Origin of the sequence: Sphingopyxis sp. EG6, assembly GCF_003609815.1 — a bacterium.
Classification (GTDB): domain Bacteria; phylum Pseudomonadota; class Alphaproteobacteria; order Sphingomonadales; family Sphingomonadaceae; genus Sphingopyxis.
The window spans coordinates 3,776,632-3,795,363 of sequence record NZ_AP017603.1 but is presented as its reverse complement, the minus strand read 5'-3'; the positions used below and the strand labels follow the sequence as shown (position 1 = coordinate 3,795,363).

Genomic DNA, 18,732 nt, shown 5'->3' with positions numbered 1-18,732 from the left:
CTATGGCAGCGCATTGATCGGGAATCGCCCGGTCGAGACCAGGAGAGAATTTATGAATCACGCCGAACTGTCGGACGCCGTCGCCGCGTCGCTGGACCTGAGCAAAGCCGACGGGCGCAAGGCCGTCGACGCCGTCTTCGCCGCGATCGCCGATGCCGCCGCCAAGGGCGACGAAGTTTCGGTCAACGGCTTTGGCAAGTTCAAGGTCAAGGCAACCCCGGCCCGCGAAGGCCGCAACCCTTCGACCGGTGCGACGATCCAGATCAAGGCCGCCAAGAAGCTGACCTTTGGCCCGGCCAAGGCCGTCAAGGACCGCCTGAACGGCTAATCCACGGCTGATCGATTGCGGCTCAACGCCGTACGCAGGGCTCCGCCGAACCATCGGCGGAGCCCTTGCGCTATGAACGACCGGCGGCGCAGCAAAGTATCGTTACAGCCCGCCGCGCCGCGGCCACAGCGTGCCGCCTAATCCCGTCGATCGGGATAATGCCAGCCACGAAACGGCCTCCAGCGGCATGGCCTGCTGCGCAGCAAGCGCATCGCCCCCCAAAGGAGGCAGAACTTTGCATAATTTGAGAAAAACTGGAGCGGGCGAAGGGATTCGAACCCTCGACCCCAACCTTGGCAACTCCAATCCCGGCCTACGACAGGCTTATCCATCGTTGTATTTCTTACTACTTTTCAAGTAGTTATTGATTAAGCTCCTGCGACATTGTATTCCATAGCTGGCCGCCAAACGACCATTCCTGGAGACAATATGGAGACAAAGCAGATTGCATCGCGCTTTGTCTCCAAACTGGAGGACGACGATGCCGACTGCAAAAATCACCAAGCGTGCCGTCGATGCCCTGGCGGCGCCCGCAGAGAAGCAGACCGTCCTGTGGGACACCGAGATCAAGGGCTTCGGCGTTCGCGTGCTGCCGTCCGGACTCAAGACCTTCATCGTCCAGTATCGCAACGTCGAAGGCATCAAGCGCCGCCTCAACCTCGGTCGTTATGGGGTGCTCACGGTCGAGCAGGCTCGTGACGAGGCAAAGATCAAGCTGGGAGCCGTCGCCAAGGGCGAAGACCCGGCCAAGGAGGTGCATGATGCACGAAAGGACATGAGTGTCGCCGAGATGTGCGACTGGTATCTGGTCGAGGCGCGCGCCGGGAACATCCTCGGCCGCAAGAACCGGCCGATCAAGGCATCCTCGCTCAGCAAGGACGAGAGCCGAATCAAGACGCACATCAAGCCGCTTCTCGGCAAGCGGATCGTGCGGCACCTGACCCGCGCCGACATCGAGCAGATGCAGACCGATGTGAAGAACGGCAAGACGGCAAAGGAGCGCGGAGGTGGCCGGGGCGGCCGGGCGACAGGCGGCCCCGCTGCCGCATCTGGCTGCGTGGGGACGATTCAAGCGATTATCGGCCATGCCAAGCACAAGGGCTTGCTCGCCGTGCATCCGACGGAAGGCGCGAAGAAACTCGCCGGAAACAAGAAGAACCGTCGCCTCAGCGTCGACGAGATCGTGATGATCGGCAAGGCCATGGCCTATGCCGAGCGGGTCGGCGAGAATCCGGTCGCACTCGCGGTTTTGCGGACGCTGCTACTGACCGGATACCGTCGGGAGGAAGCGCAGGCGATGCACCGGGCCTGGCTCAACGCCCCGGCCGGATATGTCGCCTTCCCCGACACCAAGGGCGATGCACAGGTCCGGGCCATTGGATTGGCGGCGATAAAGGTCATCCAGGCGCAGCCGCTGATCGTCGGCAATCCGCATGCCTTTCCCTCGGCGATCGCTGACGGTCCGTTCACGGCGGTCAGCGCTTGCCTTGATCGGATCTGCAAGCTGGCCGGGATCAAGGGCGTCACGCCCCATACGCTCCGCCATACATTTGGCAGCGTGGCCGGCGATCTCGGCTTCTCGGAGCTGACGATCCGCGCGATGCTCGGACATGCGTCACAGAATGTGACGCAGGACTATATCCACATCGACGAGGCGTTGAAGCTGGCGGTCCAGCGAACATCCGACGAAATCGCCCGCCTGCTCGATCTTGGCGCGCGCCGGGCCGATCGGCTGCAGCTGGCGGCCTGATGCGCCGTGCGCAAATCGCTGGGCAAGCAGAAACATATATGTTACCAATGGAGCAGTAAGTGATCGTCGAGGAATATGTTCGCGAAGACGACACATGCCCGTTCCGATCCTGGTTCGACGGTCTGGATGTGCAAGCGGCGGCCAAGGTGACGACCGCGATCGTCCGATTGGAGTTGGGCAATATGTCCAGCGTCAAATGGATCGGCGGCGGGCTGGGCGAATATCGGATCGATTGGGGACCGGGCTACCGTCTCTATCTGACCCGTGACGGCGATGAACTGGTCATCCTGTTCGTCGGTGGAACGAAGAAGCGGCAACAGGCCGACATCGATCGCGCGGCGATGCTGATGGCTGAGTATAAGGGCCGGAAAGCGACGGCAAAGAAAACAAAGAGGTAACGAGATGGTACTGACGCGGGATTTCAAGGAAACGGTGAAGGATCGCGCCGCGCGCGAGCCCGCCTTCGCAAAGGCGATGCTCGATGAAGCCGCGACGGCGTTCCTCAACGGCGAACCGCATGTCGCGCGGCTGATCCTGCGCGACCTGGTGAACGCCTCCGTCGGCTTCGAAACGCTTGCTGCCGAGACCAACCGGCCCAGCAAGAGCCTGCACCGCATGCTGTCCGAAAAGGGCAATCCCAGCATGGACAATCTCGCCGCGATCTTCGGCGCCGTACGCAAGCGCCTCGGAGTTGCGATCGAGGCGCATGCGGTGGAGGCCGCATGACGCCACATAGTTGTTCCCTATGCGTTCTCATCAGGCTACAATCGGTATCGAAATCTGAACAAGAGGCAATGTCGCTGCAGGTGTCGCATGGCTGAGACGCAAATCGAATGGACCGACGCCACATGGAATCCGGTCGCCGGCTGCACGATCGTCAGTGCGGGCTGCACCCATTGCTACGCCATGGAGATGGCGCGGCGCCTGGAAGCCATGAAGGTCAATAAATATGACGGGCTGACCCGCAAGAGCGGCGGACGGACAATCTGGAAGGGTCTTGTTCGCGAAGACCCGGCATCGCTGGCCATCCCCCTTCGCTGGCGCAAGCCGCGCAAGATCTTCGTGAACTCGATGAGCGACCTGTTCCATGAACAGGTCAGCGATGCCTTCATTCTCCAGGTCTGGCAGGTTATGCGCGACACGCCGCACCATCACTATCAGATCCTGACAAAGCGCCCCGAGCGCATGGCGCAGATCGTGTCCGAGTTGATCGATGACGTCCTGCCCAATGTCTGGCTCGGGACGAGCATTGAGGATGCGGAAGTCGTCGATCGCATCGAGCATCTGCGCGCCGTGCCGGCCGCCATCCGCTTCATTTCGTTCGAGCCGCTCATCGGATCGGTTGGCGACGTCGACCTGACCGATATTCATTGGGCGATCGTCGGCGGAGAAAGCGGCCGCAGCGCGCGTCCCATCCGGGAAGAATGGATCGACGAAATTCACGATCAATGCTTGGCGTTCGAGACGGCCTTCTTCTTCAAGCAGTGGGGCACCTGGGGGAAGGACAACAAGCGCCGGTCGAAAAAAGCCAATGGTCGCGAATATCGCGGCCAGACATGGGACGATATGCCGACCGCCTTCGCGGCAAGCCTGTAAGGTTCGGCAACGGGGGCGGAATGGCGGAAAAACCATATCAGTGGGCCGAAGGCGCGGTTCTGGAGGATCACTCCAGGCGCAAGCACAAGATCCTCAGGGAATATTTCTTCAATTATCTGAGCGTGCGCTGCCAGATCGCGCAGATGGAGAGATTCCGGCTGGCGATCGTCGATGGGTTCGCGGGCGGCGGGAAATATAGCTGCGGCACGTCCGGGTCACCGCTGATCTTCGTGGAGGAACTGAAGCGCGCGATCGAGGCCGTCAACACGCATCGCGCGACGCAAGGGCTTGGCCCGGTCGAGATCGAATGCCTGTTCATTCCCAATGATTACAGTCGCGACGCGATCGAGACGCTGAAAGCCAATCTGGCCCCGTTGCAGGCGGAGATCGCGGCGAATGTACCGCGCCTGCATCTGCGCGTGGAATATCTGAACCAGAGTTTCGAGGAAGCTTATCCGCAGATCAAGCAACTGCTCGAACAAGGGCGTTACCGCAACGTGCTGTTCAATCTCGACCAGTGCGGCCACAGCAAGGTTCAGCGCGCGACTCTCGTCGACATCATGCGCTCCTATCAGTCGGTCGAAATCTTCTACACCTTCGCGATCCAGACGCTGCTCACCTATCTGCAGACGACCGATCCCACCAGGCTCGCCAGCCAGCTCCAGCCGTTCGACATTTCGGTGAACGACCTCCAATCGCAAACCCTAGGCATGAACAAGCAGCACTGGCTCGGCGCGGCCGAGCGGCTGGTGTTCGATTCCTTCAATGGCTGCGCGACCTATGTCAGCCCCTTCTCGATCAACAATCCGGATGGCTGGCGCTACTGGCTCATTCATTTCGCCAACTCGTATCGCGCACGGCAGGTCTATAACAATCTGCTGCACGCCAACAGCTCCGAGCAGGCCCATTATGGCCGGGCCGGCCTGCACATGCTGTCTTACGATCCGCGGCACGACGATGGCTTGCTATACCTGTTCGACGTTACGGGGCGAGAGAGCGCGCGGGACCGGCTTTTGATCGACATCCCCCGGCTGATATCGGAATCGGGCAATGTGATCGGCGTCGGCGAATTTTACGAAGGCATCTACAACGCCACTCCAGCGCATAGCGAAGATATCCATCAAGCGATTATCGACAATCCCGACCTCGAGGTCGTGACCCCGGCAGGCGGCGAACGCCGCAGCGCCCGGGCCATCGCCGTCGGCGATGTGGTGAAGCTCAAGCGGCAGACCAGTTTCTTCCCGATGTTTTTCGATCCGGCATAGACCGCTCGATCAATGTTCCTTTTACGTTCCTTTGTGGCTATGGATCGAAATCGAAGATTCGGAAAAAAAGGTCCGTTCTTCACGCCAAGGTGGAAAGACGAACACGAAATTGCACGATGATCTGAGCCCGCTGGCGCAACACATGGGCCGATATATGGCTGAACGCTGCGTCGATGGTTTGCCCGGGCACTTCGACGATGAACTGCTGACGGCCTTTCCCGACGAGGATCGCAAATCGATATCGCTCGCGCTGGCCGAACTGGAGGCGGAAGGGCTCGTCACCCTGTCGCACGTCATTGGCCCCCATCTTCCGCGCGTTCGCACGACCGTCGACCTCTTTGTCTCCTGCGACGCAGCGATAACAGGGCAGGACCCAGTCGAGGACTCGGTGGTCCTCGCACGCATGCTGATCGACAATCCGAGGCTCGGCGGAAACACACGCAACCTCGAACAGGCCGTGGGTTGGGAGCGCCGCCGGTTCAATCCCGCATTCGCACTCGTGGTCCCCAACGTCGCCGAAGGCCGCGTGCGAGCGTCGATCCAGAATGAATATCCGACCATGGGCGTCCTCCTGGCTGACGAGGACATCGTTCAGCTGCGCCGCTACGTGCAGCGTCATACGCGATGATCAAGATCACGCACAACGGACGGCCATTCAACGCCAAGCGGTTCGGCGAAAATATCCGGGCAAAGGCAATCGAACTCGGCATGACCGCGCTCGAAGAAAAGGCGCGAGGGGCTGCCTCGTCACTCGTCGATCCCGAGACGGGTCGCTATGCGGATGTCTTCGTCGATCGATTGCCGGGAAACAGGGTCGCACTTCGAACTACGGGATCACCAGCGTTCGCGAGGCTGCTCGAACAGCGGCTCGGGATCGGCGCAGGAGAAGTTATAGTCATGAATGTCGCCGACGGTGCCCCGCATCCAAAGGTTTATCTCGCGCATGCCAGCGACGACAAGCCGGTCGTCAGACCCATTGCTGAATATCTGATACGGAATGGCATCGAGGTCTGGTTCGACGAATGGGAGATCGAGCCGGGCGACAGCTTGCGGCAGAAGATGGAGGAAGGCCTGGACGCGATGACCCATTTTGTCGTCGTTCTCACACCCAAATCGATCACCAAACCCTGGGTCGCAAAAGAAATCGATGTCGGGATGGTCCGCCAGGTCGGAGGCGAAAGCCGGTTCGTGCCGGTCATGATCGGGCTCGACCACAAGGCGCTTTCGCCTTTCTTTCAGGCCATGCTTTGTTTGAAGATCGATCCGACCGACGAGGATGACCTCAAGGAGTTGGCCGACCGGTTGCACGGCGTGAGCCGGAAGCCCGCGATGGGATCCAAGCCCCGCTATGTGCAGTCGGCACCGACCGGGCTCACTGGCTGGTCGCCGGCTGCACTGGCCATCGGGCGCCATTTCGTCGAGATCAGTACGCACGCCATGTCGCACGATCCGATCAAGACGATCGAGCAACTCGCCGAAGAAACGGGGCTAGGATTGGACGATGCCAGGGTTGGTGTGCTCGACCTCAAAGACGCCGGCTATCTTTGGGAGGGCCGGCTTCCGGGTCATGTAGCCGCGGACTGCGCGCTCTTCGCCGAGTTTGACGAAGCCTATATGCCATTCAGTCCGGCCGAAGATGCGCGGACCCTGGCGAACAAGCTGGTCATGCGGGACGATCGAGCCGTCTACACCGCCAGCCTCGCCGAAGAACTTGAATGGGAACCGCGCAGAATCAACAGCGCGATCTGCTATCTGTTGCGGGCGGGCGTGATCAAAGCGCGCACTGCGCTGGCGTCGGCGCCTTGGAGGGCCGTGCATCTGATTCGCACCGACCGCACCCTGAGATTTGCGCGCAACAATGCCTGACGAACTCGGAGCCGCTGACCAACAGCGCGCGAATGTGCCCGGAGCAGCCATGTGCCATTCGCAGATGGATATTCTCATCGACACCAATCTTGTCCTTCACTTTCGCCGCGTGGAGGAACTCGACTGGTGCAAGCTGGCCGGCGCTTCAGCCTGCTCGATCGTGATCACGCCGGTGCTGATGCGCGAACTCGAGCGCAACAAGGTTCACAATCCGAACGCCAAATTGCGCCAGCGCGCGAAGGACATGATTGCGTGGCTTGGCGATCGGATCGCGGAAGATGATCCGATCAGACTCCGGGATGGTGTTACCCTGCTCTTCGATGATCAGGAGCCCCTCATCGATTTTGCGGAGCAGCGTTTATCGCGTGAGATCGCTGACGATCATCTGATCGCGAGTGCACTCGCCTGGGCGCAGCGAACTGGTCATGATGTCGCCATCGCCACTGACGATAGCGGCTTCGCGCTCAAGCTGCGCAGCCGGCCGATCCGTTTCCTCGCCCCTGATAAGGCCTGGCGGCTGCCGGACGCGGTGGACGAAGAACGCGCCGAGCTTCGCCAGATGAAGCGGGAGCTTGAGCGCGAGCGCAATCGTCGTCCGACGCTCGAGGTCCAGTTCGACGGAGGTGGGAAGAAAATTGCGGTTGGCCCCGAGCCGATCGAGCCCCCACCATCGGTCGACGCGATGCGCGCCGAGCTACCTCCGATGACGTTCGAGGAATATATGTCGTCAGATGAACGGCGAGAGCCCGGACCCCGCGTGTATGAACGCGGCCCGGTCGATCGCTATAATGACGAGCTCGAGACCTTCTTTGGCGACTATGTGGCGTTTCTCGCAAAGCACGGTGCCTGGGGTGAACAGGAGGCGCGCACAATCGAACTGGCTTTCACGCTTGCGAATGGCGGATCATCGCCCGCAACCAATATCGACGTCCTGCTGGCTTTTCCCAAGCACGTCGAGGTCATGGCTGCCGAGGACGCGCCGGATGAGCCCGTAGAGCCCGAGCCACCGAGCAAACCACACCCAAATCGCCGTGCAGTCACGATGGGCCGGGCTGTAGCGTTGGGTTCGCCCCATCAGCCCGCACATGCTCTGCTCGAAGGCGAGCCCCAGGTCGCCCAGGACAAACGGCACGTCGAATATTTTCTCCAGACGCTGAAGCATGATTGCGCGTTCGAACTGGAGCCGGTGCTGGTTCGGTTTGCCTCGCGCGAGGACATGAAACCCTTCGAGATCCAGGTGTCGATCACCTGCAACGAGACGGACAAGCGATGGGAAAAGCTCGTCGTCATCCCCAAACCCGAATGCGAAGAAGTCCGGAATTAAACCCCGATCCGGATCACGCCGCATTTCGGAGTTGAACGATGTGTTGGACCTCCGTCAACAATCGGGGTGATGCCGAGCGAGAACCGCCGCGACTGGAGCCGCTGAACACATGCGAACATCTATGTTGCCAACGGTGTCGTAGTTGATCGTAGAGGACTATGTTCGCGATGACGGCTCCTGCCCGTCCCGCTCCTGGTTCGACGGCCTCGGCGCGCAGGCGGCCGTCACCGTGGCGACCGCGATCCTCCGGCTCGATCTGATCCTGCAGCATTGATGTCGCGAGGGGAATGGCTTCCCCTACCGGGGAGCCTCGCTTTGCGAGTCTCCCCGGACCCCTTCGAACGGGGCTGCTGCCCCGTAACGCCCCGCCAGAGGGAGAGTGCGGCCGATTGGCCGTGACGGGTTGAGTGTGGCGAGAGCGGCTCGCCGCCGGCTCGTCGCGGAGAAGCTGCAATGGCACATGCACGCCACCGTTCCGCTGGAGAGCGGGCGAACCTCTACAAACAGATCACCAACCGGGTCATCGCCGAACTGGAGGCCGGCCGCGTCCCCTGGGTCCAGCCTTGGGGTTCGCCAAGGGCTTGTATCGGCATGCCCTATAATGCCGTCAGTGAACGACGTTACAGTGGGATCAATATTCTCACGCTCTGGGACGCAATCGTCTCGCGCGGCTTTGCATCCCACGCCTTCTTGACGTTCCGACAGGCGCTGGCGCTCGGCGGTCATGTCCGGCGCGGCGAACGGGGCATCGGCGTCATCTACACGCGTCGGTTCATTCCAAAGGAGGAACGGCACCGCGCCGACGTCGAGGGGCGCGAGCTTTCGAGTGGCATAGCTTTCCTCAAATCGTTCACGGTCTTCTCGGTCGAGCAGTGCGAGGATCTGCCCGTGCATATCTGCGAACCGCCGCCGCCGATCCCCGAGGGCCTGATCTCGCCGCAGGCCGAAGCGCTGATCGAGGCGACCGGCGCCGACTTCCGTATCGGCGGTCCTTCCGCCTTCTATTCGCCCCGCCAGGACTATGTGCAAGTCCCACGGCCCGACGATTTCCATGATCCGGTGAACTGGCACCGGACGGCTTTTCACGAGCTGGGTCACTGGGCGGGCGGCTCGTCTCGCTTGAATCGCGACCAGACCGGTGCCTTCGGCTCGGTCGCGTACGGAAAGGAGGAACTGGTCGCCTTATCTGGACAGTCTGCGCCGTCCGCAACATTGCAGTAAGGTCGGCGATGGACGCCCACGGTAGGCAGTTATCAGGCTGGCCGTAGCGCTGACCCAAGAGCTGGCGGAGGCCAGCCTGATAGCTGCCGGGCCATAGGGCGCAACGGTGCGAGGTCAGTTTCCGGGTGGGGGGTCCGGGGGGAGGGTTTCGCGCCGGTGTCGATCATTGCTGTTTGCGAGCGGCGCGAGGCCAGGGGCCTCGATGCGCATGTGCCGCTGATCCTGCGTGGCGATGCGCTCTATCATCCCGATCTGGATCGCTTCTTTCTCGACCTGCCGCTGTCGGGGGTCCGTTCGCGGCACTCGCTTCGCGCCTACGCCTATGATGTCGCGGTCTGGCTTCGCTTTCTCGATGCCTGCGGCAAGACCGTGTGGGCTGCGACCCGCGACGATGTCGGCGCCTATCATCGTGAGCGACGCCGCGACGAGGCCGATCACCGGATCACGGCGGCAAGCTGGAACCGGGCCGTCGCCAGCCTCGATCGCCTCTACCGCTGGGGCGAGCAGCAAGGGCTGATCGCCGACGCGCCGTTCAGCCGCCGCGCCGTTTGGCGACCGGCGCAGGGTGGCCGTCGCGGCATGATCGCGGCGCGCAACGACGCCTATGAGCGCGTCGCCAGGCGGTCGGACGTCCGGTTCGTCACGATGGACGATTACCGCATTTTCCGCGAGCTCGGCCTGCGCGGGCTCACCCCTGACGGCACGGAGCGCCCCGGCGCTCGCGATCGCAACGGGCTGCGCAACGCGCTATTCGCCGATCTTCTCGTCACCACCGGCCTGCGCCTCGAAGAGGCGTCGGGCCTGCTCACTGCCGAGCTCGCGGCGATCGACCGCGAGGACGGTGACGTCCAACAACTTTGGTTGCCCCTTCCGCCGCCGCTCACCAAGGGCGACCGCGGACGCAGCGTTCTGGTCCCACGCCGGCTGCTTCGTCAGATCGCCGCCTATGTCGCGGTCGAGCGCGCCGCGGGCGTGGCCAAGTTCGCCGCGCGCGACGGTGCGGCCAGCTTCGACCGACCGATCCCTGTCACCCGCGCCGGTCTCGACCGCATGCGCGATATCTGCACCCCGGAGGAACGATGCCGCCTGATCCTGTGCGACGAGGATGGAACGCCCCGCGAGCCGGCGGCGCTATGGCTGACCGAGGTCGGCCAGCCTGTCCGCCCCAACTCGTGGGAGGTGATCTTCACCCGCGCCTGCAAGCGGTGCGCACAGAACGGCTTCCCGCTGTCGATCAGCCCGCACCAGCTTCGCCACGCCTTCGCAGTCCATATGCTCGCCTTGCTGATCCAGCAGCGGCTGCGCGAAGCGGCATTGCCGGTGGGGCCGGTGGAGAGCTATCGGCTGATCCTGGGCGACCCGCTGCAACAGGTGCAACGCCTGCTTGGCCACGCCAGCCTCACCACCACCTATATCTACCTCGACCATATCGCGACCCGCGCCGATACGGTGGACGCGGCCGTCGAGGGGCTGCTGGCGTTACTGCCGGGGCCGCAAGGCGTATGAGCGGGCGTCCCCGCAAGGGCCGGCCTGTCGCCTTTGCGCCGATCACGCCGGAGCGATCGCAGCCCGATCCTGTGCTCGGCCTCAAGTTCACCATCGAGGCGCGGCATGGCGGAACGGTCCTAGTCGATATGACCGGGCTCGATCCTCGCCCACTCGCCATCGCTTTCGCCGGTGCGCTGCGTCGATCGGCGGCGCTCGGCGGCCCCATCGGTGCGGCCAGCGTCATCAAGCAGTATGTTCAGGTCTATCGCCACTTCTTCGCCTGGCTTGGCGATGATGCGCCGGAGGTGACCGGCGTCAACGACCTGCGCGCAGTCCATATCGATGGCTTTGCGTCCGCGCTCGAACGGCGTGGGATGGGCGCGATCCACCGGCACATAACGGTCGGCAAGGTCATCAACACGCTGCGCGCGATCGAGGCAGACCGGCCCGATCGGATCGCGCCCGACCTGCATGAGCGGCTGCGCTACACGCTGGCCACTTCGGCGGGCCGCTCGACCCCGCGCGATGCCTATAGCCCCTTCGTCGCCCGCGCGCTGCGCGACGCCGCGAGGGCCGATATCGAAGCGATGCTTCGCCGCCTCGGCGCCGACGACCGCACTGATGAGGGCGACCCTGTCGTCGCCAGGGCGCGCGCCGATGTCGAAGCGATCATCGCGCGGCAGGGCTTTATCGTCGCAGACCAGCCCGCGCTGAAGCGCCTCTATTTCATGCGCATGCGGCGCGGATTGCCGATCAGCACGCTCATCGACGACCTGCATGGCCGCCATCATCTGCTCGCGCGCGATCTGCCGGCGCTGCTCGTGCTGCTCACGCTCGATACCGGCCTCGAGCCGGAGTGCCTGAAGACGCTGACCGTGGATTGTCTCACCAACCCGCATGCCGGCACGGTGGAGCTACGCTATCTGAAGCGCCGCGCCCGCGGTGCCGAGCACAAGAGCATGCGGGTCCGCGATGGTGGTAGCGGCACACCCGGCGGCCTCATGCGTCGCCTGATCGACGTCACCGCCGTCGCACGCGAGCATCTGACCGACGATTGCCTCTGGCTCTATCACAACGTTGGCGGCCTTCGCGCCGGCATCGTCGATCCCAAGTTCCAACTCGCCGCCTGGGCTCGTCGCCATGGTATCGCCGGCGATGATGGGAAGCCGCTCCATCTGCTGCTTTCCCGGCTGCGCAAGACCCACAAGGCGCTATGGTACACCAAGACCGAGGGGCATATGGCCCGCTTCGCGGTCGGTCACACCCGCGAGGTCGCGGCGCGCCACTATGCCGATCTGCCGTCGCTCCGGCCGTTGCACGAGGCGGCCGTCGCCGATGCCTTCCGCGCAGCGGTCGCTGCGGCGATGCCGACCGTGCTTCCACCCACCGCCGAGCAGGCGCTGCGCGAAGCGCCCGAACAGGTCGCGTCGCTGATGTCGGCTGATACGGTGGGTCCGGTGCTCGACGGCGAACAGGATGTCTGGCTCGCCGCCTGCGCGGGCTTCCATAGCAGTCCTTTCGCCGAGCCCGGTTCGCCCTGCGCGCAGCCCTTCTGGGGCTGCCTCGATTGTCCCAACGCCGTCATCACCGCGCGCAAGCTCCCCGCGATCCTCGCCTTTCTCGCGTTCGTCGAAGAGCAGCGATGCAGCCTGCCGGCGAGCGACTGGGCCGCCAAGTTCGGCCGCGTCCACACCCGGATCACGGTCCAGGTCCTGCCGGTCTTCTCCGATGCCGTTATCGCCGAAGCGCGCCGGCAGATGGGGAGCGAACGGCTCTATCTGCCGCCGGAGGCACGCGCATGACCACGCCCGTCCATGCCCTCGTGCCCGCGTTCGACGATCGCCCTGTGCTGGCGAGCGCGCCGCTCAAGGCGGGCCATGCCCGCGAGGAGCTGTCGCACGTCGGCGACCCGACCTGGGATCTCGGTCCCGCCGTCTTCCGCGAGAACGCTCGGCGCTGCCACGTCACCGTGCATTTCGACGTGCTCGAACATGCCGATGTGCAGGCGGCAATGCGCGCCTATCTCTACGCCCGCCTCAACGTCGGTCTTCCCGGCTACCACCCGAAGCTGCCGCCCGCCAGCATCCGACAGGCATTCAACCGGGCTCGCCGGTTCTTCGCCTTCGCGCGCGAGCGGCTTGGGCGGCTCGACCTGGGCCGCATCGATCAGGCGCTGATCGACGCTTATGCGCGCCACCTGCGGGATGATTCAGCGCGGCGCCCCGTCATCGTCGGCCAGCTCTTGCAGGTGGTCACCGATCTCTACCATCTCCGGGATCACCTGCCTGGAGGCGGTCTCGGGTTCGAGCCGTGGGCCGGGCAAGCGGCTGCGCGCGTCGCCGGATATCGGCATGTGCGCGAGAACCGCACCCCACGCATGCCGGAGGAGATTGTCACGCCGCTGCTCGCCTGGTCGCTGCGCTATGTCACGACCTTCGCGACCGATATTCTGGCGGCTCGGGTCGCGCTCGATCGGCTCGAGGCAGTCCGCGCTCGGCTGCTCGCCGCCGAACGCGGACTGCCTGATGCAGAGCGCCGCCTGCGGCAGCGCGCGCGCCTCGAGCGCTATCTCGCGCGCCGAGCCCGGCAAGGACGCGGCGTGCCCATCTGGACGACGGCACACAACGGCGCCACGCGCATCGATCCCCTCACCGGGGATGCAACCCCGCCGATCAACGCCCATCTCCTCCATTTGCATGCCGGCATCGATGCCGTCGCCGAGCCGGCCATGCATCTCATGCTCACTACCGGCGCACCGGATGTCATTCGCGAAGCGGTTGCATCGCTTGGTACCGAGGTCGGCGGCATGGACACGCCGATCTCGATCGCTCCCGAGAGAGGTCGGCCATGGCGTGCCCGCTTCGACGTGAAGACCCTAGCGATCGAGGAGCGGATGCTGCAGGCCGCCGCCTATATCGTATGCGCCTATCTGACCGGCATGCGCGACTGCGAGGTCCAGGCGATGCGGCGCGGCTGCCTCTCGATCGCGCGCAGCGAAGACGGCCTGATCGAGCGGCAACGCGTCCGATCGACCCTCTACAAGCGCCGATCGAGCGCCGGTGAGTCGGCGAGCTGGGTGACGATCGAACCGGTGGCCGAGGCGATCACGGTGCTCGAACGGCTGTCGGAACACGCGGCACGGAAGACTGGAAGCGACACGCTCTGGCCGGTGCTTCGTCCCCGCGCTGTCACCAAGACGCATCTGTCGAGCGAGGTGGTCCGCCAGCTCAACGCCTTCCGCGACCACCTCAACACCGTCTTCGGCAGCCCCGATGCGCCGGTCATCCCACCCGGCCCCGATGGCAAGCCGTGGCGCATCACGACGCGGCAGTTCCGGCGCACCATCGCGTGGCACATCGCCAACCGTCCGTTCGGCACCATCGCCGGCATGATCCAGTACAAGCATGCCTCGGTCGCCGCTTTCGAGGGCTATGCCGGGACCAGTGGATCGGGGTTTCGCGCAGAGGTCGAGGCGCAGCGCCGGCTCGGTCAGATTGACGATCTGCTGGACTATTTCGACCGGCGGCAGGGCGGCGCATCACTCGGCGGACCGGCGGGACCACGCATCGCGCGGACCCTCGACGATGCCGCCGTTAAGCTCGGGCCACTGCCCGCCATGATCGCCGATCGGGCCCGCCTGCGCGTCATGCTCGCCAGCGTCGCGCGCACCTTCCACGTCGGTCTGCTCGCGGATTGCTTCTTCGATCCCGCGACCGCGCTCTGCCTCAAGCGCGTGACGACCCCCGATCCCAGGCAGCCGCTCACCGCTCTGTGCGAGCCGACCCGCTGCCCCAACGCCTGTATCACCGCCCGCCACAGGCCGGCGTGGGAGCGCGCGGCCGATGATGCCAGGGCGCATTTACGCGAACGGCGCATGTCCGATCTCCAGCGCCGCGCGCTTGAGGGCGAGCTTGACCGCCTGACCGCGGTGATTGCCGGGATCGACCCTCCCGCGCCGTAGACCACCCCGGCTGTTGGCGGAGTCCTGCGCCGGTCGGCGCACCCGCGCAACGGCTTCGCCGTCCTCCGCTTCGCTGCGGCCCTGACGGGTGCGCGAGCCCCCTGTGCCCGGCGCGAACGGGCCTCCGCCGCCGGGGATGGTCCCCGGCGCGAGAACGGAGAACAGATCATGTCAGCCTCACCACGCTCAGACGTCTATGCGCGCGTCGCCGCCGCCGAAGCCTTCATCGCCGCGCTCGGCATCGATACCGTCTACGGCTCGGCCAGTGCCTATTATCACATCGCCGAAGACCGCATCCACTTGCCGGATTTCAGCGCCTTCCACGACGCCCACGGCTTCTATGCCACCCACATTCACGAAGCGGCTCATGCCAGTGGCGCAGTCCATCGGCTCGACCGGGATTTCAGCGCCAAGTGGACCAGGCACGCGCTCGCGATGGAGGAAGCAACCGCCGAGCTGACCGCATCGTTCCTGCTTGCCGATCTCGGGATCGCGCACGAACCGCGACCCGATCATGCGGCCTACATCGCCTCCTGGCTGCAACTGCTCAAGGACGAGCCTCGGGCGATCTTCACCGCGGCGAGCAAGGCGCAGGCGGCAGCCGACTGGATGCACGCCCGACAGCCGTAATGCTCACGCGACCCGCACTTCGGCGCCAAGTGTGTCGAGCAGCGGACAGCCCGGATCCCGACCGGCATCGCAGGCGCGCACCGAGTCGGCCAGAACCCGTTCCATCCGCTTGAGGTCCGCGATCCGCGCGCGTACGTCCTTCAGGTGCGACGCCGCGAGCTCGCGCACCTCGGCGCAGGAGGCCTGACCGCCAACCGCGAGTCCGAGCAAGGCGCGTACCTCGTCCAGGGTAAAGCCCAGCTCCCTCGCGCGGCGCACGAAGCCCAGGCGAGCCACGTCCTCCCGGCCATAGCTGCGGTAGCGGCCCCGCCGCGGCGGAGCGGGCAGCAGCCCGATCCGCTCGTAATAGCGGATCGTCTCGATGTTGCATCCGGTGCGGCGTGAGAGTTCGCCGATCTGGATCGCGCCGGTTGCGGCCATCCCCAAAATACCTCTTGAGTCTGTAGTCGCTACAGATGTTAGGACAGCTCAATGCCCGCCACAAGGAGTCGCCCGTGACCCAGACGCCAAGCCCGCCTAAGGGGATCGGCACCGCCACGCTCACGCTGGCGGGGATCGCTGCGGCGTTCGGCGTCGCCGCCTGCTGTGCGCTGCCGATCCTCTTCGCATCCGCCGGGATCGGCGCAGCTTGGCTCGGCGGCGTGGCCATTGTCGCCGCGCCGTATCGCACGCCGCTTCTCCTCATTGGCGCATTGTGCCTGCTTGCCGGCGCGGCGCTGCTGTTGCGCCAGCAAGTTACGGCGGCGCGCTGTGGGCCGGGCGGCATATGCACGCCGCGCTGGATGCGTGTTCTCACGCTCATCGGATTGCTGCTCGGTGCGGCCCTGCTCTGGGCAGGCTATCGCTATGTCTGATGCCACCCCCGAGCTGCGCTCGACGCTGACCTGTCCCCACTGCGGTCATCGGGCGACGGAGACCATGCCGACCAATGCCTGCCAGTATTTCTACGACTGCCGGGGTTGCGGCGCGGTCCTCAAGCCCAAGCCGGGCGATTGCTGCGTCTATTGCTCCTACGGCGACGTGCCCTGTCCGCCGATCCAGGAGAGCGGCGGCAAGGCGTGCTGCGGCTGAGGAGGGCGGGCGATGGCGCGCGCATCATCCGCTGAAGCCGCCTTTGGATCGACGGTTACATTTCCCGGCGGTGCCGTTGTCCCGGACTGGAGCGCAGTCACAACACCCAGCGCCCGCGCAGCCCTGACGGCACTGTTCGCGGCGTTCATCGGTTCGAAGTGGCGCGGGATGGACGGCGTCGAGGAGCGGGTCCGGCGCGCCGTGCTTCAAGCCTATGCTGCCGATGGTCGCTCGCCGGTGCCGGCACAGATCGCCGCCGCATCGGGACTCCCCTCCGGCGAGGTCGGCTCGGCCCTGCAGCGGCTCGCCGGGCGCGATCTCGTGGTCCTCGACGGCGCGGGCCGGGTGACCGGCGCCTATCCGTTCACCGACGGCCCCAGCGAACATCAAGTCGAAGTCAGCGGAGTGACCATGAGCGCCATGTGCGCCATCGACGCGTTGGGGATCGGCGCCATGCTGGAGCGGGACTGCATGATCCGCTCGGCCTGCCGCCAGTGCCGGCGCACGCTCGCCATCCATACCCCCAGCCGCGGCCGCGAGCTGGAAGAGGTTGAGCCGGGCGCGATCGTCGTCTGGTCCGGCCGTCGCTATGCCAGTGGCTGCGCGGCATCGTCGCTCTGCACCTTGCAGGCCTTCTTCTGCGATGACGATCATCTGGCGGCCTGGTGCGCGAGCGGTCCGGTCGGAGCCGATGACGGCATTCGTCTGTGCCTGGCCGAAGCGCTCGAGGTTGGGCGCGCGATTTTTGCGCCGATGCGGATGGAGATGCGACCATGGCTTCCTACGACCTGATCGTCATCGGCAGTGGCACGGCAGCGCAGGTCGCGGTCGGCCGGGTCCGTGCCGCTGGATGGTCCGTCGCCGTCATCGATCACCGTCCGTTCGGCGGCACCTGTGCGCTGCGTGGCTGCGATCCCAAGAGGATGCTGGTCAGCGGCGAGGAAGCGATCGACGCGGCAAGGCGCATGGCCAGACATGGCGTCGACGGCACGCTGGCGATCGACTGGCCCGACCTGATGGCGTTCAAGCGGACCTTCACCGATCCGATCCCCGCCAAGCAGGCGCACCGCTACGCCGAGCTCGGTGTCGACGCATTACACGGTGTTGCTCGCTTTGCCGGCCCAGACACGATCGTGGTGGAAGGCCGGACATTGCGGGCCCGCCATATCCTGATCGCCAGCGGCGCGCGTCCAGTCCCGCTCGGCATTCCGGGCGAAGATCTGGTGAGCACAAGCGATGCGTTCCTGGAGCTTCAGGCCCTGCCGCGCCGGATCGTGCTGATCGGCGGCGGCTATGTCGCTGCGGAGTTCTCGCATCTGGCGGCCCGAGCGGGCGCAGAGGTCACCATCCTACAGCGGGCCGAGCGGCTCCTGCCGCACTTCGATCCCGACCTGGTGGGCTGGCTGACGCCCCGGTTCGAGGCGCTCGGCATCCGCGTCGAGACCGGTGCCACCGTTACCCGGGTCGAGCGCAGCGGGAGCGGTCTGCTGGTCCACGCCGAGCGCCAGGGCGAGCCTGATCTCAGCGTCGCCGCCGATCTCGTCGTTCATGCCGCCGGGCGCGGTCCTGACCTCAAGGCGCTCGACCTGTCCGCCGGCGAGGTGGCCGTGCAGGACGGGCGCCTGCAGCTCGACGCGCATCTGCGGAGCATTTCCAACCCGCGGGTCTATGCCGCCGGCGACGCTGCCGGAGTCGGGCCGCGGCTGACGCCGGTGTCCAGCCACGATGCCAAGGTAGTTGCCGCCAACCTCCTGGATGGCCCGACGCACCAGCCGGACTATCGCGGCGTGCCGAGCGTGGCCTTCACTCTGCCGCCGATCGCCGCCGTCGGACTGTCAGAGGAGGCGGCGCGCCGCGGCGGCGTCGCGCTCCGGGTCAACGCAGCCTCGACGCCAGACTGGTTCACCGCCCGCCGCCTCGCCGAGCCGGTCTACGGCCATAAGCTGCTGATCGACGAGGACACGGACCTCATCCTCGGCGCGCATCTCGTGGGGCCGAACGCCGACGAGGTAATCAACGTTTTCGGTCTGGCAATCCGCCACGGCCTCACCGCGGCCGATCTTCGCTCCACCATGTTCGCCTATCCGACCGGCGCCTCCGACGTCGGCTACATGCTGACTTAACGCACGAGCGCCACTGCCATGGCGGCCGATCCCTCGCGCGATCGGCCGCTTCGCGATGCATGTCGATGCGGGCTGTCGCCCGCCATTAAGCGGACGCCGCTTGCGCGGC

Annotated in this window: 19 protein-coding genes and 1 pseudogene; 19 read left to right on the top strand and 1 reads right to left on the bottom strand. The window is 65.1% G+C overall.

Going from position 1 to position 18,732, the window contains the following annotated elements; translation table 11 throughout:
• Positions 1-52: 52 nt before the first annotated feature.
• From SPYCW_RS18335 to SPYCW_RS18270, 15 genes and pseudogenes are all read left to right on the top strand, one after another.
• Positions 53-328: an HU family DNA-binding protein gene (locus tag SPYCW_RS18335; RefSeq protein ID WP_088440085.1), complete on the top strand. Its 276-nt coding sequence runs from the start codon at positions 53-55 to the stop codon at positions 326-328.
• 481 nt (positions 329-809) lie between these two features.
• Positions 810-2,078 carry a tyrosine-type recombinase/integrase gene (locus SPYCW_RS18330; protein ID WP_120217954.1) on the top strand — a complete coding sequence of 423 codons (1,269 nt, stop codon included), beginning with the start codon at positions 810-812 and terminating at the stop codon, positions 2,076-2,078.
• Between the two features lie 59 nt (positions 2,079-2,137).
• The gene (locus tag SPYCW_RS18325; protein WP_120217953.1) at positions 2,138-2,476 is read left to right on the top strand and encodes a type II toxin-antitoxin system RelE/ParE family toxin; all 339 of its coding nucleotides are present in this window, start codon (positions 2,138-2,140) and stop codon (positions 2,474-2,476) included.
• Between the two features lie 4 nt (positions 2,477-2,480).
• The gene (locus SPYCW_RS18320) at positions 2,481-2,804 is read left to right on the top strand and encodes a helix-turn-helix domain-containing transcriptional regulator (protein WP_120217952.1); all 324 of its coding nucleotides are present in this window, start codon (positions 2,481-2,483) and stop codon (positions 2,802-2,804) included.
• Positions 2,805-2,891: 87 nt separating this feature from the next.
• A complete protein-coding gene (locus SPYCW_RS18315; protein WP_120217951.1) occupies positions 2,892-3,674 on the top strand; it encodes a DUF5131 family protein in 783 nt (260 codons plus the stop codon).
• A gap of 20 nt (positions 3,675-3,694) precedes the next feature.
• A complete protein-coding gene (locus tag SPYCW_RS18310; protein WP_120217950.1) occupies positions 3,695-4,939 on the top strand; it encodes a three-Cys-motif partner protein TcmP in 1,245 nt (414 codons plus the stop codon).
• 154 nt (positions 4,940-5,093) lie between these two features.
• The gene (locus SPYCW_RS18305) at positions 5,094-5,567 is read left to right on the top strand and encodes a hypothetical protein (protein ID WP_232014768.1); all 474 of its coding nucleotides are present in this window, start codon (positions 5,094-5,096) and stop codon (positions 5,565-5,567) included.
• Positions 5,564-6,805 carry a toll/interleukin-1 receptor domain-containing protein gene (locus tag SPYCW_RS18300; RefSeq protein ID WP_120217949.1) on the top strand — a complete coding sequence of 414 codons (1,242 nt, stop codon included), beginning with the start codon at positions 5,564-5,566 and terminating at the stop codon, positions 6,803-6,805. Before SPYCW_RS18305 ends, SPYCW_RS18300 begins: the two co-directional genes overlap by 4 nt.
• Complete coding sequence (locus SPYCW_RS18295; protein WP_120217948.1) at positions 6,798-8,129, top strand: PIN domain-containing protein; 1,332 nt, start codon at positions 6,798-6,800, stop codon at positions 8,127-8,129. Before SPYCW_RS18300 ends, SPYCW_RS18295 begins: the two co-directional genes overlap by 8 nt.
• Positions 8,130-8,271: 142 nt before the next feature.
• Positions 8,272-8,403, top strand: a complete 132-nt coding sequence (locus SPYCW_RS19450; RefSeq protein WP_269461333.1) for a hypothetical protein — start codon at positions 8,272-8,274, stop codon at positions 8,401-8,403.
• A gap of 179 nt (positions 8,404-8,582) precedes the next feature.
• Positions 8,583-9,350, top strand: a complete 768-nt coding sequence (locus SPYCW_RS18290; RefSeq protein WP_120217947.1) for an ArdC family protein — start codon at positions 8,583-8,585, stop codon at positions 9,348-9,350.
• Positions 9,351-9,506: 156 nt separating this feature from the next.
• A complete protein-coding gene (locus SPYCW_RS18285) occupies positions 9,507-10,856 on the top strand; it encodes a tyrosine-type recombinase/integrase (RefSeq protein ID WP_016744724.1) in 1,350 nt (449 codons plus the stop codon).
• Positions 10,853-12,640 carry a hypothetical protein gene (locus tag SPYCW_RS18280; RefSeq protein WP_021224414.1) on the top strand — a complete coding sequence of 596 codons (1,788 nt, stop codon included), beginning with the start codon at positions 10,853-10,855 and terminating at the stop codon, positions 12,638-12,640. Before SPYCW_RS18285 ends, SPYCW_RS18280 begins: the two co-directional genes overlap by 4 nt.
• Positions 12,637-14,799, top strand: a complete 2,163-nt coding sequence (locus SPYCW_RS18275; protein ID WP_120217946.1) for an integrase — start codon at positions 12,637-12,639, stop codon at positions 14,797-14,799. The genes SPYCW_RS18280 and SPYCW_RS18275 overlap by 4 nt, the downstream gene beginning before the upstream one ends.
• A 201-nt stretch (positions 14,800-15,000) precedes the next feature.
• Positions 15,001-15,429 (top strand): annotated as a pseudogene (locus SPYCW_RS18270) (zincin-like metallopeptidase domain-containing protein); the annotation flags it as partial.
• A 3-nt stretch (positions 15,430-15,432) separates the two neighbouring features.
• Here the strand turns inward: SPYCW_RS18270 and SPYCW_RS18265 are convergent.
• Positions 15,433-15,849, bottom strand: a complete 417-nt coding sequence (locus SPYCW_RS18265; protein ID WP_016744720.1) for a MerR family transcriptional regulator — start codon at positions 15,847-15,849, stop codon at positions 15,433-15,435.
• Positions 15,850-15,923: 74 nt separating this feature from the next.
• Here SPYCW_RS18265 and SPYCW_RS18260 point away from each other — a divergent pair, with 74 nt between their 5' ends.
• The 4 genes from SPYCW_RS18260 to SPYCW_RS18245 are packed head-to-tail and all read left to right on the top strand — an operon-like array spanning position 15,924 to position 18,623.
• On the top strand, positions 15,924-16,283 hold the full coding sequence (locus tag SPYCW_RS18260) for a hypothetical protein (protein ID WP_021224336.1): 360 nt from the start codon (positions 15,924-15,926) through the stop codon (positions 16,281-16,283).
• The gene (locus tag SPYCW_RS18255) at positions 16,276-16,500 is read left to right on the top strand and encodes a GDCCVxC domain-containing (seleno)protein (protein ID WP_021224337.1); all 225 of its coding nucleotides are present in this window, start codon (positions 16,276-16,278) and stop codon (positions 16,498-16,500) included. Before SPYCW_RS18260 ends, SPYCW_RS18255 begins: the two co-directional genes overlap by 8 nt.
• Positions 16,501-16,512: 12 nt before the next feature.
• Positions 16,513-17,292: an organomercurial lyase gene (gene merB / locus SPYCW_RS18250; RefSeq protein ID WP_021224338.1), complete on the top strand. Its 780-nt coding sequence runs from the start codon at positions 16,513-16,515 to the stop codon at positions 17,290-17,292.
• Positions 17,274-18,623, top strand: a complete 1,350-nt coding sequence (locus tag SPYCW_RS18245; protein WP_016744716.1) for a dihydrolipoyl dehydrogenase family protein — start codon at positions 17,274-17,276, stop codon at positions 18,621-18,623. The genes merB and SPYCW_RS18245 overlap by 19 nt, the downstream gene beginning before the upstream one ends.
• The last annotated feature ends 109 nt before the right edge of the window (positions 18,624-18,732 follow it).

Excerpts from the sequence above, each read along its gene's own strand:
- SPYCW_RS18290 (WP_120217947.1), top strand. The coding sequence starts at position 8,583 with ATGGCACATGCACGCCACCGTTCCGCTGGAGAGCGGGCGAACCTCTAC.
- merB (WP_021224338.1), top strand. The coding sequence starts at position 16,513 with ATGGCGCGCGCATCATCCGCTGAAGCCGCCTTTGGATCGACGGTTACA.
- SPYCW_RS18280 (WP_021224414.1), top strand. The coding sequence starts at position 10,853 with ATGAGCGGGCGTCCCCGCAAGGGCCGGCCTGTCGCCTTTGCGCCGATC.
- SPYCW_RS18310 (WP_120217950.1), top strand. The coding sequence starts at position 3,695 with ATGGCGGAAAAACCATATCAGTGGGCCGAAGGCGCGGTTCTGGAGGAT.
- SPYCW_RS18295 (WP_120217948.1), top strand. The coding sequence starts at position 6,798 with ATGCCTGACGAACTCGGAGCCGCTGACCAACAGCGCGCGAATGTGCCC.
- SPYCW_RS18245 (WP_016744716.1), top strand. The coding sequence starts at position 17,274 with ATGGCTTCCTACGACCTGATCGTCATCGGCAGTGGCACGGCAGCGCAG.
- SPYCW_RS18255 (WP_021224337.1), top strand. The coding sequence starts at position 16,276 with ATGTCTGATGCCACCCCCGAGCTGCGCTCGACGCTGACCTGTCCCCAC.
- SPYCW_RS18300 (WP_120217949.1), top strand. The coding sequence starts at position 5,564 with ATGATCAAGATCACGCACAACGGACGGCCATTCAACGCCAAGCGGTTC.
- SPYCW_RS18335 (WP_088440085.1), top strand. The coding sequence starts at position 53 with ATGAATCACGCCGAACTGTCGGACGCCGTCGCCGCGTCGCTGGACCTG.
- SPYCW_RS18330 (WP_120217954.1), top strand. The coding sequence starts at position 810 with ATGCCGACTGCAAAAATCACCAAGCGTGCCGTCGATGCCCTGGCGGCG.
- SPYCW_RS18265 (WP_016744720.1), bottom strand. The coding sequence starts at position 15,849 with ATGGCCGCAACCGGCGCGATCCAGATCGGCGAACTCTCACGCCGCACC.
- SPYCW_RS18320 (WP_120217952.1), top strand. The coding sequence starts at position 2,481 with ATGGTACTGACGCGGGATTTCAAGGAAACGGTGAAGGATCGCGCCGCG.
- SPYCW_RS18305 (WP_232014768.1), top strand. The coding sequence starts at position 5,094 with ATGGCTGAACGCTGCGTCGATGGTTTGCCCGGGCACTTCGACGATGAA.
- SPYCW_RS18315 (WP_120217951.1), top strand. The coding sequence starts at position 2,892 with ATGGCTGAGACGCAAATCGAATGGACCGACGCCACATGGAATCCGGTC.
- SPYCW_RS18275 (WP_120217946.1), top strand. The coding sequence starts at position 12,637 with ATGACCACGCCCGTCCATGCCCTCGTGCCCGCGTTCGACGATCGCCCT.